Origin of the sequence: Haematobacter missouriensis (assembly GCF_000740775.1) — a bacterium.
Lineage (GTDB): Bacteria > Pseudomonadota > Alphaproteobacteria > Rhodobacterales > Rhodobacteraceae > Haematobacter > Haematobacter missouriensis.
The window spans coordinates 115,611-129,470 of the sequence record NZ_JFGS01000011.1; the positions used below are offsets into that span (position 1 = coordinate 115,611).

The following is a 13,860-nucleotide window of genomic DNA, read 5'->3' on the forward strand; positions in this document are numbered from 1 at the left end:
GGTTCACTCCGCCGCCTGACGGTGACGCAGGCCGCCGCGCCGTAGGTTGCGGAAGTCGAGGTCCCGGCTCACAAGGCGTTCGATCCCGGCGCCGGCATCGCCGAGCAGTGCACGGTAGCCGGTGATGGAGCGGGCAAACATGTTGTAGATCACCACTGCCGGAATAGCGGCGACAAGGCCGATGGCGGTGGCGAGCAGCGCCTCTGCGATCCCCGGCGCGACGACGGCAAGGTTGGTCGTCTGGGATTCAGAGATGCCGATGAAGGAATTCATGATGCCCCAGACCGTGCCGAACAGGCCGACAAAGGGTGCGATGGAGCCGACGGTGGCCAGAATGCCCGTGCCGCGCGACAGGCGGCGTCCGGCCTGAAGCTCGATCCGGCCGAGCAGGGACGAGACGCGTTCCTTCACGCCTTCGCCGCCCGCATCCTCGATCGCGGCTTCGGACCGCTGGTATTCTTCTTCGGCGGCGCGGAGCATGAAGGCGGCGGGATCCTTGCGGTTGCCCGCAGAGACGCGCGCCTCTTCCAGCGTCTGTGCGCTGTGGATGGCCCGCAGGGCGCGGTTCGCGTTCCGCTTGGCGCCCGCGATCTCGAAAGCCTTGACCACGAGGATCGTCCAGCAGGCCAGCGAGGCAAGGGCAAGGCCGAGCATGACCCCTTTCACCACCATGTCGGCGGCCATGAACATCCCCCAGGGGGAAAGGTCATGAGGCAGTGTATCGGCCGGGATCGCCAACGCTTCCGGCGCAAGCGCTTCTGCCGACCCGGTGCCGAGAGGGATGCCCGCGTCTGCCGCAGCGTCGGTCGCTGTGCCGTCCGTCGGGGAAGGCGTCAGGGAGGGCGTGGCTGCTGTCTCCGGCGTGGTACCGCCAGGCTGCGCAGCCGAGGGGGCGTTGGAAGCACCATCAGCCGGCGTCGCAGGAGCACTCGCTTCTGGCGCCGCTCCGGTGGGGGAGGGCGCGGCAGCGGGCGCGCTTTCTGCGGCGGGGGCACCACTGCCCTCCCCGGTGGGAAGTGCGGGGGCAGAGGGCGCCGTGATTTCCGGGGCCCGTGGCTGGACCTGCGGCTGCGGCGCGTCCTGCGCCATCGCACCACTGGAAAGAAGAGCGAAGGCGACGGCAGCGCCTGCTGCCCGGCTGAACTTGGTCTTCGACGGGGCTTTCAGCATGATGCAGATTCTTTTTGTCAACTTTTCCCGCCCCTCCATACGCCCGTGTTTCAAAAGTTGCACCCCTAAAACTGCCAGAAACACCCGGAAATGAAAGAGGCCGCCCTTAAGGGCGGCCTCGGCAGGCGGTTTGATGCGATCAGCGCGACTTGATATCGCTGTAATCGCGGGCCGTCGCGCCCACGTAGAGCTGGCGCGGACGGCCGATCTTCATTTGCGGATCGGAGATCATCTCCTTCCACTGAGAGATCCAGCCAACCGTGCGGGACAGCGCGAAGATCGGCGTGAACATCGCTGTCGGGAAACCCATCGCCTCGAGGATGATGCCGGAGTAGAAGTCCACGTTCGGATAGAGCTTCTTCTCGATGAAGTAGTCGTCTTCCAGCGCGATGCGCTCCAGTTCCTTGGCAACCTGGAGCGTCGGGTTGTTCTCGACCCCGAGCAGGCCAAGCACCTCGTCGGCGCTTTCCTTCATCACCTTGGCGCGCGGGTCGAAGTTCTTGTAAACCCGGTGGCCGAAGCCCATCAGGCGGAACGGATCGTTCTTGTCCTTCGCCTTGGCAATGTATTCCGGGATCTTGTCCACAGTGCCGATCTGGCGCAGCATTTCCAGCGCCGCCTGGTTCGCGCCGCCGTGTGCCGGCCCCCAGAGACAGGCGATGCCGGCCGCGATGCAGGCGAACGGGTTCGCACCCGAAGACCCGGCCAGACGCACCGTGGAGGTGGAGGCGTTCTGCTCGTGATCGGCGTGCAGCATCATGATCCGGTCGAGCGCTTTCGCGAGGATCGGATTGACCTTGTACTCCTCCGCCGGGACGGCGAAGCACATGTAAAGGAAGTTCGATGCGTAATCGAGATCGTTCCGCGGATACACGAACGGCTGGCCGACAGAATATTTATGCGCCATCGCAGCGATGGTCGGCAGCTTCGCGATCAGCCGGATGGCGGCCACCTCACGCTGCCACGGATCGTTGATGTCGGTGGAGTCGTGATAGAAGGCGGACATCGCCCCCACGACGCCGACCATGGTCGCCATCGGATGCGCGTCCCGGCGGAAGCCGCGGAAGAAGTTGGTCATCTGCTCATGCACCATGGTATGGCGTGTGACCAGCGTCTCGAAATCGGCGAGTTGCTTGGCCGTGGGCAGCTCTCCGTAGAGCAGCAGGTAGCAGACTTCCAGGTGGTGCGACTCGGCGGCCAGTTGCTCGATCGGGTAGCCGCGATACAGAAGCTCGCCCTTGTCGCCGTCGATATAGGTGATCGTGGATTCGCAGGCGGCGGTCGAGGTGAAGCCCGGATCGAAGGTGAACACGTCGCCCTGCGCATACAGCTTGCGGATATCCAGCACGTCCGGGCCGAGTGTTGGCGACATGATCGGCAATTCGATGGTCTTGCCTTCGAATGTCAGCGTCGCCTTCTTGCTCGTCTCTGCCATGTCAGCCATCTTCGTCCCTTTCATGCTCCGGCGGGGATGCCGGTTGTCTTGGAAGCCCGGTGGCGGCTCAGGAAGCCGCATCCTCCAGGCGGGAAATCGTCTCTTCGCGACCGATGACAAGCATCATGTCGAAAACACTCGGCGAAAGCATGCGCCCCGCCAGAGCCGCACGCAAGGCCGGGGCAACCTTGCCCAGCCCCAATCCGCGCGCTCCGGCGACCTCCGCCACCGCCGCTTCGAGTGTATGCCGCTCCCAAGGTGTGGTCCGCAAGAGCACAGCCGTATCCCGAAGTATACCGCGCGCATCATCGGTGAGTGCGGCTTCTGCGGCATCATCGCGCGAAATCGGATGTTCGATCAGAACAAATCTCGCTTTCTCAATGAGATCGACAAAGGTCTTGGCACGATCCTTGAGCGCATACATCGCTTGAAGCAGGCCGCTGCGCTGTTTCTCCGTCAGGGGCGGTTCGTCGGCCGCGGCAAGGTATGCCTCTATTTCGGGCACAAGTTCTTCGTCCGGCGTGGCGGCGATATGCTGGCCGCAGATGTTCTCCAGCTTCTTGAAATCGAGTCGCGCAGGGGCCCGGCCTATCCCCGAAAGGTCGAACCATTCCAGCGCCTGCGCCGTGGTGAAGAACTCGTCATTGCCATGACTCCACCCGAGCCGCGCAAGATAGTTGCGCATGCCTGCGGCGGGGTAGCCCATGGCCTGATATTCCTCAACTCCAAGCGCGCCGTGACGCTTGGAGAGCTTCTTTCCGTCCGGCCCGTGGATGAGCGGGATATGCGCCCAGACCGGCACCTCCCAATCCATGGCGCGGTAGATCTGCGTCTGCCGCGCGGCATTGTTCAGGTGGTCGTCACCGCGAATGACATGGGTCACGCCCATGTCGTGATCGTCCACCACCACCGCCAGCATGTAGGTGGGCGTGCCATCGGAGCGTAGCAGCACCATGTCGTCAAGCTGGTCGTTGCGGAAGGTCACCTCGCCCTGCACGGCGTCCTCCACGACGGTCGTCCCTTCACGGGGCGCCTTCAGGCGGATGACATAGGGGCCTTGGGGCCAGGTCGCCGGGTCGGCATCGCGCCAGGGCGACAGAAAGAGCGTGGAGCGCCCCTCCGCCCGCGCGGCCTCCCGAAACGCCTCGATCTCCTCCTGCGTGGAGTAGCAGCGGTAGGCGCAGTCACGCGCCATCATCTCATGCGCGACTTCCGCGTGACGGTCGCGCTGCTCGAACTGGCTCACGGCATCGCCGTCCCAGTCGAGGCCGAGCCACGTCAGGCCGCGAAGGATCGCAGCCGTCGCCTCGGGCGTGGAGCGTTCGCGGTCCGTATCCTCGATACGGAGCAGGAACCGGCCCCCGCGCCCGCGGGCATAGAGCCAGTTGAACAGCGCCGTCCGCGCACCGCCGATATGCAGATAACCGGTGGGCGAGGGGGCGAAACGGGTGACAACCGGGCGGGCGGCGGACATGCGCGGGGCCTTTCGGAATTAACCATTCAGAAACCATGTCTGAGTTATGGCTTCGGCGTCTCTGTAGGCAATCGGCCGGGGGAGGGCAAGCCGCGCGCGATGGCGATCTTGGACGAGGGACAGCACCGACGTGGCTTTACGCGGAGCGGAGGCGGCGCTTCTTGGCGTATTTCGGCGCTTCTGGGCCTTCCGTTGGACGGTCTTGCGCGGGCACGGGGGCGGCTGTTCCCCTTCGTCCCGGTACTGCTGGGCTTGGGCATCGCGTGGTATCTGGCGCTTCTCCGGGAGCCGTCTCACGTCTTTGTCTGGGCGGCGGTGATTCTCTGCGCCGCTTCCGCCGCGCTCTGGCTCCGGGGGCCTCACCGCTGGCGGCCGGTGGCGGCGGTGCCCTGCCTCGTGCTGGCAGGGTTCCTGCTGATCCTGCTTCGCTCCCATATGGTCGCGGCACCCGTGCTCTCCTTCCGCTACTACGGCCCTGTCGAGGGGCGTCTCGTGGAGATCGACCGTTCGGGAAGCGACCGTCTCCGCCTGACTCTGGATCAGGTGACGCTGGCCCGCGTGGCGCCCGGCCGAACGCCGGAGCGGGTGCGCATATCGCTGATGGAGGAGCCGGGGCGTGCCCTCGCGCCGGGAACGCGCGTCATGCTCACCGGTCATCTCTCCCCGCCCGGCCGCCCGACGGAGCCCGGCGGCTTCGATTTCCGCCGCACCGCCTGGTTCGAACGGCTGGGCGCCGTGGGCTACAGCCGGACCCCGGTGATGACGCTGGCGCCCTCGCAGAATGATCTCGGCTTGCTCATAGACCGTATCCGCATGACGCTTTCCGCCGCTATCCGCGCGCATATCCCGGGCGATGCCGGGGGGTTCGCGGCGGCCGTCACCACCGGCGACCGCTCTGGTATTTCTGCTGCCGCGAACGATGCGATGCGGGATTCCAACCTCTCTCACCAGCTTTCGATTTCGGGCATGCACATGAGCATGCTTGCGGCCTTCATCTTTGCCGTTGTGCGGCGCGGTCTGGCCTTGATGCCGGGAGCGGCGCTGCGTCTGCCGACCAAGAAGATCGCCGCGGCAATCGCGCTTGCCGCCTCCGCTTTCTATCTCGCCCTGGCGGGGCGGGATGTGGCGACAGAGCGTGCCTTCGTCATGGTGGCCGTCATGCTGATCGCGGTGATATGTGACCGGCGCGCCCTTTCGCTCCGCTCCATTGCGCTGGCCGGGGTGATCGTTCTCACGCTGCGGCCCGAGAGCCTGACCAACGCCGGGTTCCAGATGTCCTTTGCCGCAACCGCAGCGCTCGTCATCGCCTTCGGCTGGATTTCCGGCAGGACCCGCCCTTGGCCAAGATGGAGCGACGGGACGATCATGCTGCTCTTTTCCTCCTCCGTCGCCGGGGGGGCGACGATGCCTTTCACTGCGGCGATCTTCAATCGAGTGGTGAATTATGGCTTGCTCGCCAATCTGCTGGCCAGCCCGTTGATGGGCGTGCTCGTCATGCCGTTTGCCGTGGTTGCGCTGCTGCTCGCGCCGCTGGGGCTTGAGACGGTTCCCCTGTGGCTGGTCGGGCTGGGCTCGCAGGGCGTTCTCCGTGTGGCGGAGACGGTGGCCGGACTTGACGGAGTGGTTTCCGCTGTTCGGATCCCGCCGCCCGGAGCGCTACCGCTGGTTGTTGTGTCCCTCCTCTGGCTCACCCTCTGGCCTGGACCTTCACGATGGGCGGGCATGGTGCCCCTGCTGATGGGGGGCTGGCTTTTCTGGCAGGGTGCAGCCCGCCCGCTCGTACTGATTTCGGAGAGCGGTGCCGTCTCCGGCCTCCTCACCGCCGAAGGTCGGGCGCTGTCGCGCGGGCGGGGCGATGCTTTTGCGGTTACCGGCTGGCTGCAGCGGGATGGCGATCTCGCAAATGCCGAAGTCGCCGCGCGGCGACCGGGTATGGTGCGTGACGGGAGTGTCGTCCGGTATCGTGCCGCGGATCGGGAGCTCGTCCATATCACCGGGCGGGGTGCCGCCGACCTCGTTCGGGAGAATTGCCGCGATGGGACCATTGTCCTTACCTCCATTCGCTTGCCGAAAGCGATGTCCGCTTCGCAGCAAGGGCCGTGTGACATCATCGACGGGGCGGCGCTCGAACGATCAGGGGCGTTGGCGCTTCACGCAAAGGGAGGCGTCCTGCGCATCCTGAGTGTCGTCGAAGCGAGCGGAGAACGTCTTTGGACCCGCCCGTAAACCATTGAGCCGCCAACGCTCACCGCTTTCGGCGCTCTCTATTTGACCAGCAATTCTGCGTGCAGCGCCCCTGCTGCATTGATGCTCTTCAGGATGTCGATCATGTCCCGCGGACCGACCCCCAACGCATTGAGGCCCGCCACGACATCCGATAGCGATGTGGAGGCGGAAACCTCTGCCAGCCCGACACCCGGTTGCTCCTCTATCGAGGCGGAGGACCGCGGCACGATCACCGTCTCGCCCCGTGCGAACGGGTTGGGCTGCACCACCAGGGGGGCTTCCTCCACCCGCAGCGTCAAATTGCCCTGCGCGACAGCGACGCGGGAGATGCGGACATCCTGCCCCATCACTATAGTGCCGGAGCGTTGATCAACGACGACGCGCGCGCGCTGCTGCGGTTCCACCATCAGCGCTTCGATGCGGGTCAACGCATGTGCGGCCGATGCCATTCGCGTCCCGGCGATATCCAGCGCGACCGTGCCCGAATCCAGCATTCGGGCCACCGGCCGACCGAAGTCGCCGTTGATTGCCGCCTCAATCCGCGCAGCTGTTGTGAAATCGGGCGCGCGCAGCGCGAGGCGGAGAGCCTCCAGATCGCCCAGTTCGAAGCCGATCTCCCGTTCCACGCGACCGCCCCCCGGGATGCTGCCGGCCGTCGGGACGCCCTCGGTCACGCTGGCGGCCTGACCTGCCGCGACCGTTCCGCCGGCTATGATGGTTCCCTGCGCGACGGCGTAGATCTGCCCATCCGCTCCGTTCAGCGGCGTCATCACCAGTGTTCCGCCCAGAAGGCTTTTTGCATCCCCGATGGTCGAGACGGTGACATCAATCCGCCCCCCCGCCCGCGCAAAAGGTGGGAGCTCTGCGGTTACCAATACCGCTGCGACATTCTTGGGGCGAAATTGTTCACCCGTCACGTTCACGCCAAGCCGTTCGAGAATATTGGTCATGATCTCTTCGGTGAAGGGCGAGTTTCTAAGCCCGTCTCCAGTCCCGTTGAGCCCGACAACCAACCCGTAGCCGACGAGATCATTGCCGCGGACGCCGTCGAACTCCACGAGATCCTTGATGCGGATCGGCCCCGCGGTTGCAGACAGGGAGAGGATCAGACCAGCCAGTAGAAAGGCGAAGAAACGGATCATCGCAGATAATTCGTCAGTGTGAGCGAGGAAAGGCGGCCTGTAAGCTCGTAAAGCAGTTCAAGTTGCTTCTGAGTGGCATCGAGGTCGATCGCGGCATCATACGGGTCTACGCCGGCGATCTCCACCAAACGCGCTTTCGTGGCCGTTTCTTCTGCCGAGTTCCGCGTGCGCACTGCGTCGATGCGGGCCTCTGTCGTGCCAAGGTCCGCTGCCGCGGCCACGACGCCGTCCGTCGCTTCCGACATGCGAAGTGCGGCGAGACCGATCATCGTACCCCTCTGGGCATCGGGCAGGGAGGCGGAGAGCGCGCCGAGAGCAAGGGCTTCCAATGTTTGCCGGAAGACTGGAGCATCTGCACGCAGAGACAGGCTGACCGCCTCTCCCGCGCCGATCTGCACCGGGCTTCGGGCCTGGCTGTCGCCGAGGTAGTAATTGGCGGGCGTGTCGAACCAGCCGGACACCGTCTCCGCTATGTCTGACGGCGTCTGTGCTCCCGATGCCGAGATGGCGTCCGCGAGACCCGCGAGAATTGCTGCCGCCTCCTTGATCGCAGGGCCTGACGCCGCCGCGCCGCCGAATACGGGCTGACCGGAGGACTGCATGTTGATGGTCGATACGGCAGCGCCGAAACGCGCGTGAAGATCGTTCGCGACCGCGCGTTGCGATGCGGGGTCTTCCGTGCTCGACGCAAGGATGGCGGACTGCCTGCCGGATTCCAGAGATTCCTTCAGAGAAGTCAGCGATTCCTGCATTGCGGCGGCTGAAAGCGCGGCCTCTGTCGCCGTTGTTCGCCAGGCGGCAAGGCTCGCCAATCTGGTGTTCAGGCGGCTGTCCAGGCGGTGGTCTCCCCCAAGGCGCGCGGACCTGTCGATCGGAGCCCCGGTTGTCGCCTCCTGCATGGCGCGTGAAAGCGCTTTCTGTGTCGCTCCCGTGGATTTTCGCAAGGCAAGGCTGCGGGCCAGATCCCCGATTCCCATTCCACTTGTCATCAGCGTATCCCCAGCAGCGTTTTCATCATCTCGTCGGCGGCCTGAAGGACACGTGCATTGGCCGCAAATGCCTGCTCCATGAGGAGCAGCTTTTGCATCTCCTCATCGGAGTTGACGCCACGCGCGGCTTCGGCGCTGCGGAGCTGGTCACTTCGCGCCGTTCTGAAGCTCGCCTCCATCTCCACTGACAGACGCCGGGTAGCCACGCCGGAGAGAAGAGCGGCGGCACTTTCCGTCAGCGGCTTTTCTTTTTCCATCGCGGTTGAGAGAGCAATAAGCCCGCCTGCGTCACCCGGCCGTTCTGTCGTGGTGCCTGCGCCGTTCCGGATGCGCCACAGCGCCCCTCCCTGATCGGGATCGTAATCAGCGGCGATGACCAGCCGGCCCGCCAGCCCTGCGCCGCCGGTGCCGGAAGCATCCCGAAAAAGACCCTCGCCATCCGGCGCGAGTGTCTTTGCGGCGGCATCGAATCGAGCGATCAGATCACCTGCAAGCGCGTCCGCCTCACTTTGCAACGCGGGGGCGAGTTGATCGCGGATGGTCAGCTGCGCCGCGATCCTACCCTCGCCGACCCGGCCTCCCGCACCGAGGGACAGGGGCTTCCCGTCCAGTGTGACGCCGGAGAGGAGGCCGTTTTCGACCGTCGTAGCAGGCGTTACATCCCCTGCGGACGAGAAGCCCAGCTTCGCGACCCGTGAGCCTTCCAACAGGGTCGTTCCGTCGCTGAGGTGAAGCGATATACGGCCGTCATCCTGCAGTGTCTGGCGCACCGGAAGAGCATCGGCGATACCATCAACGAGCCTTTGGCGCTCATCGAGAAGGGTGTTGATATCACTGCCGCGGGCAGCCCCGGCAACGACGGCACGGTTCAATTCGTCGATGCGCGACAGGTTGGCATTCACCATCCCGACATCTGCTGCGAGCTTCTGGTCAGCGGTAGCACGTGCCTCCTGCGCAGCCTGTCCGATGCCGTTGATCTTCTCGGCGAGGGCCTTTGCCGCCGACAGCACATCGGCCAGCCGGCTTTCGGAGGAGGGCACGCTGGATGCCATGGTCAGGGAGGCGCCAAGCCGTGCGAGCCGGGCAGAGAGCGAATCGCCGGAGTCGCTGGTGCCGATGCTGTCCTCCAACGCCTTCAGAAAGGCGGCTTCCACCCCCGTTCCCGCGGCCTCAGACTGAGCCTTAAGCCTTTGGAGCGTCAGCGCAGGGTCCACGTCCCGCAGGACGGCCGTGACCCTGACGCCGGTTCCGGCATTGCCGGCGATGTTCGAGACGACGACCTCCTGCCGGCTGTAACCCGGGGTCAGGCTGTTCGCGAGGTTGGCCGACACCACGCTCGTCGTGCGACCGACGACGGAAAGCCCGCTCGCGGCATTTGAAAGAGCCTGTGAAATGCTCATCGGGTCTACCGCTTGATGTTCGTGGTTTCCTGCAGCATCTCATCCACGGTCTGAATGACCTTGGCGTTCGAAGAATAGGCGCGCTGGGTTTGGATGAGCTGCGTCAACTCGCTTGCGACATCCGTAGCCGACTCTTCCCGGGCAAAGCCTGTCACGCCACCGACCGGCCCTTTGCCCGCGTCCCAGAGAAACATCGGACCACTTTGCGAAGACAGTCGGAATGTCTGGTTGCTGCCCGCCTGCAGGCCGTTCGGGTTGGGAACGTCGATGACGGGCACCTGATAGATCGTGCGGGTACTGCCGTTGTCGTAGATCGCATTCAGCCTGCCGTCGGCGGTGAATTCGACGGAGGAGAGGTTGCCGACCGGAGAGCCGTCTTTCTCGCTGGGGCGGGTTGCGAACGTGTCCGACAGTTGGGTTAGCCCGCTGTTCGAGCCGAGAGTGCCGATCCCGATGGCGATGCTGCCGCTTGCCGTCGTCAGGTTGAGCTTGCCCGTCGCCGCATCGTAACCGGGCGTGTTCACGCCGCCCGTCACGGCGACTGAGGCAAGGGTGCCACCCTTGGCCGCCGTATCGTCGAAGGTCAGTTCGAAAATGCCGATATCCGCTCCGCTCGCCTCGTCATGGACCGTCATCGTCCACTGGTTCGGCGTGGTGGTGGAGGGGGTATAGGTGACTTTCAGCCCCTCCGTGGTGCCGAGGTTGCCGAAGTATTCGACCGACATCTCATAAGGTTCCCCGCTCGCCCCGGGGCCGGTTGCGGTGGCGGGCAGGTTGGCGCCGAGGGTGATGTTCTTCGTCGGGTTGCCGACATACTGGTTGGCCGTGATCTGAATCGGCTGAAGCGCGGCTTCCGAATCCCGCGGATACGTGGGGATCGTCCCGTCGGGATTGGCCGGCCAGCCGAGCAGGACGAGGCCCGAGCTCGTCGTGAGATACCCGTTCTGGTCTGCACGGAACGAGCCTGTGGTGGCAAGCATCAAGGGTGTGTCGCCCGACCCGATGGAGGCAGTGGAGGAAACGGGCAGGAAGCCGCGGCCGCTCACTGCGATGTCGGTGGCGTTGGACGTCCCGACGAGGCCACCCCGCTGATCGACCACGCGTCCGGTCGTCGCGCGAACGCCCCCGGCGGAAAAGCTGGCCGCGCCCGCCGTGCCGGAGCCGATGACCATGGAGAGGAAATCCGCCTCCGCCCGCTTGTAGCCGTAGGTGCCGGAGTTCGCGATATTGTCCGAGATCGTCGCGAGCCGCACGGCATTCGCGTTGAGCCCGGCCACGCCCGCGTTGAGTGAGGAGGATATGGACATTCTGATGCCTTTCGAGGTTCGGATTCGGATGTCGTTGTCCGACTTTTGCTTTCAGGGGCTTAAGAACCCGCTAACGCATGTCATTTTTTGCGAAGAAGGATGACCTCTACCCTGTTGTTCCGGGGGGAGGCCCGATCTGCGGCAGCGGGGCGACGATCCGCATGGCCCGTTACCCGTTGCAGACGTGCGGCTGGAAAGCCCGCCTCCTCCATCAGGCGGCGTGCGGCGTCGGCGCGGGTCGTCGTCAGGTCCCAGACGGGGTTCCGCGCGAGCGGCAGGGGATAGCTGCGCACATGTGCCTCCACCGCGACAGGATTGCTCGATTGCATATAGACGGAGGCCACGACGCCGGTGAGATCGCGCAGGAGGGGGGTCGGTGCGGCGGACTCCGGCTCGAACAGCGCGGCGCCGTCCGTGTCGAAAAGCTCCACGATCAGCCCCTCGTCGCTGACACGCGTGGCGAGGTGGACGAGCTTGCTTCGGAGGGTGAGGCTGTCGCCGGTGCGGCCCTGAAGCAGCGCCTCCATGCCCTCTCGCGCGCGCTGAATATCCGCGTCCAGCGTCACACCGCTGACGCCGCGCGCCTGCCGCTCGCGCATCGCGCGGCTTTGGGACGCGCCGGTGCCGTTGTGAGCCAGCGTATCCTCGGAAAATATGCTGTCTCCGCCGAAGGCGCCGTTCCCGCCGCCGGAGACGCGATTGACGGGAATGGTCGGGTTGAAATAGTCCGCGATGCCTTTGCGCTGCTTCTCCGTCGTCGCATTGAGCAGCCACATGAGCATGAAGAAAGCCATCATCGCGGTCACGAAATCCGCATAGGCCACCTTCCAGGCGCCGCCGTGGTGACCCCCGGCGACGATTTTTCTGCGCTTGATGATGATCGGGCGCTTGTCGTTCTGCATGGCTCGCCTCCCTGACCCGGAGAGACTAGCCCCGCCGGGTTAAGGAGGCGCTAACGGAGCGATCAGACGACGCGGACTTCCAGTACGCCCAGGCCTTCGATGGCAGCGATCATCACTTGGCCCCGCTGCACGGCACCGACGCCAGCCGGCGTGCCCGTCATGATGAGATCACCGGGAGCCAGTTCGAAGAGACCGGACAGATGCGCGATCACATCGGCCACGGACCAGATCTGATCGGCCAGATCGCCGGACTGGCGAAGCTCTCCATCCACCGTCAGCGTGATGGCGCCGTGGTCCGGGTGGCCGACCTCGGCCACGGGATGAAGGGGGGATACCGGCGCGGAGTAGTCCGCGGCCTTTGCCGCCTCCCATGGGCGACCGGCCTTCTTTGCCTCCGCCTGAAGGTCTCGGCGGGTCATGTCGAGGCCGATGCCATAGCCATAGACGTGATCCAGCGCCTCGACCGCGGGGATGTCGCGCCCGCCCTTCGCCAGAGCGACGACCAGTTCGACTTCATGGTGCAGGTCGGCGGTGCGGGAGGGATAGGGGAAGACGCCTTCCGTCGTCAGGTTGTCGGGATTCTTCTGGAAGAAGAACGGCGGCTCCTTGCCGGAATGGCCCATTTCGCGCGCGTGTTCGGCATAGTTGCGCCCGACGCAATAGACGCGGCGGACGGGGAAAAGCGCGGTCTCCCCCGCGACGGGAAGGGTCGCGGGGCGCGGCGCTGGGATCACGTAGGTGTCGGGCATGAGGGACTCCGGTCGGTTGCAAGCCGTTGGTAGCCCCATCGACCCCGGCGCGCCAGAGCGGCGTCAGACGGAGAGGAAGTCCTTGACGAACGGTGTGGCGGGACGGGCGCGAATGTCGCCGGGGCGGCCGATCTGCTCGATCCGGCCCATGGACATGACGACGACAAGATCGGCCAGTTCCATCGCCTCCTCCTGATCGTGGGTGACGAAGACGGAGGTGACGCCGGTCGCGTCGTGGATCTCGCGCAATCCATGGCGGAGCTCCCGGCGGACACGGGCGTCCAGCGCGCCGAAGGGCTCGTCCAGCAGCAGCATCCGCGGCTCGATGGCCAGCGCACGCGCCAGCGCCACCCGCTGCCGCTGGCCGCCCGAGAGCTGGCTCGGGTAGCGTTTGCCGATGTCGGGAAGCTGGATCAGTTCCAGCAGCTTCGTCACGCGCCGACGGATTTCCTCGTTGGAGGGCCGGGTCTTGCGGGGGCGGGCGCGCAGGCCATAGGCGATGTTCTCGAACACCGACATGTGGCGGAAAAGCGCGTAGGACTGGAAGACGAAGCCCGCGCGCCGCTCCTGCACCGAAAGCCCCGTCGCATCCACCCCGTCGAACAGCACGCGGCCCGAGGTCGGGTATTCCAGCCCGCCCAGAATGCGCAGGAGCGTGGTCTTGCCGGAGCCGGACGGCCCCAGAAGCGCCACCAGCGCCCCCGTCGGAATGGAGAGGCTGACGGGATGCAGCGCCGTCGTTCCGTCAAAGGTCTTGGCGATTTCGTCGATCTCGATATGCATGATCGGCCTCTCAATGGCGGAGCGTAGCGGCGAGCTGATCGGCATAACGCCACTCCAGGAAGGATTTGAGCGCAAGGGTGAGAAGCGCAAGAAGGGTGAGCAGCGCCGCCATGGAGAAGGCCGCGACCGACAGGTATTCGTTGTAGAGCATCTCGATGGTGATCGGCATCGTGGCGGTCTGGCCCCGGATCTTGCCGGAGACGACGGCTACCGCGCCGAACTCCCCCATCGCACGGGCATTGCAGAGCAGCACGCCGTAGAGCAGCGCCCAGCGGATGTTCGG

General features: G+C 65.3%; 11 protein-coding genes and 1 pseudogene. 1 reads left to right on the top strand and 11 read right to left on the bottom strand.

Annotated elements, in window-relative coordinates; genetic code table 11:
* Positions 1-3 precede the first annotated feature (3 nt).
* The 3 genes from exbB to gltX form a co-directional block, all read right to left on the bottom strand.
* Positions 4-1,170, bottom strand: a complete 1,167-nt coding sequence (gene exbB / locus CG51_RS09210; protein WP_051930329.1) for a tonB-system energizer ExbB — start codon at positions 1,168-1,170, stop codon at positions 4-6.
* Positions 1,171-1,309: 139 nt separating this feature from the next.
* A complete protein-coding gene (locus CG51_RS09215; protein WP_035744194.1) occupies positions 1,310-2,605 on the bottom strand; it encodes a citrate synthase in 1,296 nt (431 codons plus the stop codon).
* A 67-nt stretch (positions 2,606-2,672) separates the two neighbouring features.
* Positions 2,673-4,079, bottom strand: a complete 1,407-nt coding sequence (gene gltX / locus CG51_RS09220) for a glutamate--tRNA ligase (protein ID WP_035744149.1) — start codon at positions 4,077-4,079, stop codon at positions 2,673-2,675.
* 99 nt (positions 4,080-4,178) lie between these two features.
* Between gltX and CG51_RS09225 the strand changes: the two genes are divergently transcribed.
* Entirely contained in the window at positions 4,179-6,305 is a 2,127-nt protein-coding gene (locus tag CG51_RS09225; protein ID WP_084695121.1) for a ComEC/Rec2 family competence protein, read from the top strand.
* A 38-nt stretch (positions 6,306-6,343) separates the two neighbouring features.
* On the opposite strand, the gene CG51_RS09230 is transcribed toward CG51_RS09225, so the two are convergent.
* From CG51_RS09230 to CG51_RS09265, 8 genes and pseudogenes are all read right to left on the bottom strand, one after another.
* The gene (locus CG51_RS09230) at positions 6,344-7,447 is read right to left on the bottom strand and encodes a flagellar basal body P-ring protein FlgI (RefSeq protein WP_035744152.1); all 1,104 of its coding nucleotides are present in this window, start codon (positions 7,445-7,447) and stop codon (positions 6,344-6,346) included.
* Positions 7,444-8,436: a flagellin gene (locus CG51_RS09235; RefSeq protein ID WP_084695122.1), complete on the bottom strand. Its 993-nt coding sequence runs from the start codon at positions 8,434-8,436 to the stop codon at positions 7,444-7,446. Before CG51_RS09235 ends, CG51_RS09230 begins: the two co-directional genes overlap by 4 nt.
* Entirely contained in the window at positions 8,436-9,836 is a 1,401-nt protein-coding gene (gene flgK / locus CG51_RS09240) for a flagellar hook-associated protein FlgK (RefSeq protein ID WP_035744155.1), read from the bottom strand. The genes CG51_RS09235 and flgK overlap by 1 nt, the downstream gene beginning before the upstream one ends.
* Before the next feature lie 5 nt (positions 9,837-9,841).
* Entirely contained in the window at positions 9,842-11,143 is a 1,302-nt protein-coding gene (locus CG51_RS09245) for a flagellar hook protein FlgE (RefSeq protein WP_035744156.1), read from the bottom strand.
* 80 nt (positions 11,144-11,223) lie between these two features.
* Complete coding sequence (locus CG51_RS09250; protein WP_035744158.1) at positions 11,224-12,045, bottom strand: flagellar motor protein MotB; 822 nt, start codon at positions 12,043-12,045, stop codon at positions 11,224-11,226.
* Between the two features lie 62 nt (positions 12,046-12,107).
* Positions 12,108-12,794, bottom strand: coding sequence for a fumarylacetoacetate hydrolase family protein (locus CG51_RS09255; protein ID WP_035744160.1), 687 nt, complete (start codon positions 12,792-12,794; stop codon positions 12,108-12,110).
* Between the two features lie 63 nt (positions 12,795-12,857).
* Positions 12,858-13,577, bottom strand: coding sequence for a sulfate/molybdate ABC transporter ATP-binding protein (locus tag CG51_RS09260; protein ID WP_035744199.1), 720 nt, complete (start codon positions 13,575-13,577; stop codon positions 12,858-12,860).
* Positions 13,578-13,587: 10 nt separating this feature from the next.
* Positions 13,588-13,860: pseudogene (locus tag CG51_RS09265) on the bottom strand (sulfate ABC transporter permease subunit CysW); the annotation flags it as partial.

Bases quoted from the DNA above. Each gene is read 5' to 3' on its own strand.
- exbB (WP_051930329.1), bottom strand. From the start codon at position 1,170: ATGCTGAAAGCCCCGTCGAAGACCAAGTTCAGCCGGGCAGCAGGCGCT.
- CG51_RS09215 (WP_035744194.1), bottom strand. From the start codon at position 2,605: ATGGCAGAGACGAGCAAGAAGGCGACGCTGACATTCGAAGGCAAGACC.
- gltX (WP_035744149.1), bottom strand. From the start codon at position 4,079: ATGTCCGCCGCCCGCCCGGTTGTCACCCGTTTCGCCCCCTCGCCCACC.
- CG51_RS09225 (WP_084695121.1), top strand. From the start codon at position 4,179: ATGGCGATCTTGGACGAGGGACAGCACCGACGTGGCTTTACGCGGAGC.
- CG51_RS09230 (WP_035744152.1), bottom strand. From the start codon at position 7,447: ATGATCCGTTTCTTCGCCTTTCTACTGGCTGGTCTGATCCTCTCCCTG.
- CG51_RS09235 (WP_084695122.1), bottom strand. From the start codon at position 8,436: ATGACAAGTGGAATGGGAATCGGGGATCTGGCCCGCAGCCTTGCCTTG.
- flgK (WP_035744155.1), bottom strand. From the start codon at position 9,836: ATGAGCATTTCACAGGCTCTTTCAAATGCCGCGAGCGGGCTTTCCGTC.
- CG51_RS09245 (WP_035744156.1), bottom strand. From the start codon at position 11,143: ATGTCCATATCCTCCTCACTCAACGCGGGCGTGGCCGGGCTCAACGCG.
- CG51_RS09250 (WP_035744158.1), bottom strand. From the start codon at position 12,045: ATGCAGAACGACAAGCGCCCGATCATCATCAAGCGCAGAAAAATCGTC.
- CG51_RS09255 (WP_035744160.1), bottom strand. From the start codon at position 12,794: ATGCCCGACACCTACGTGATCCCAGCGCCGCGCCCCGCGACCCTTCCC.
- CG51_RS09260 (WP_035744199.1), bottom strand. From the start codon at position 13,577: ATGCATATCGAGATCGACGAAATCGCCAAGACCTTTGACGGAACGACG.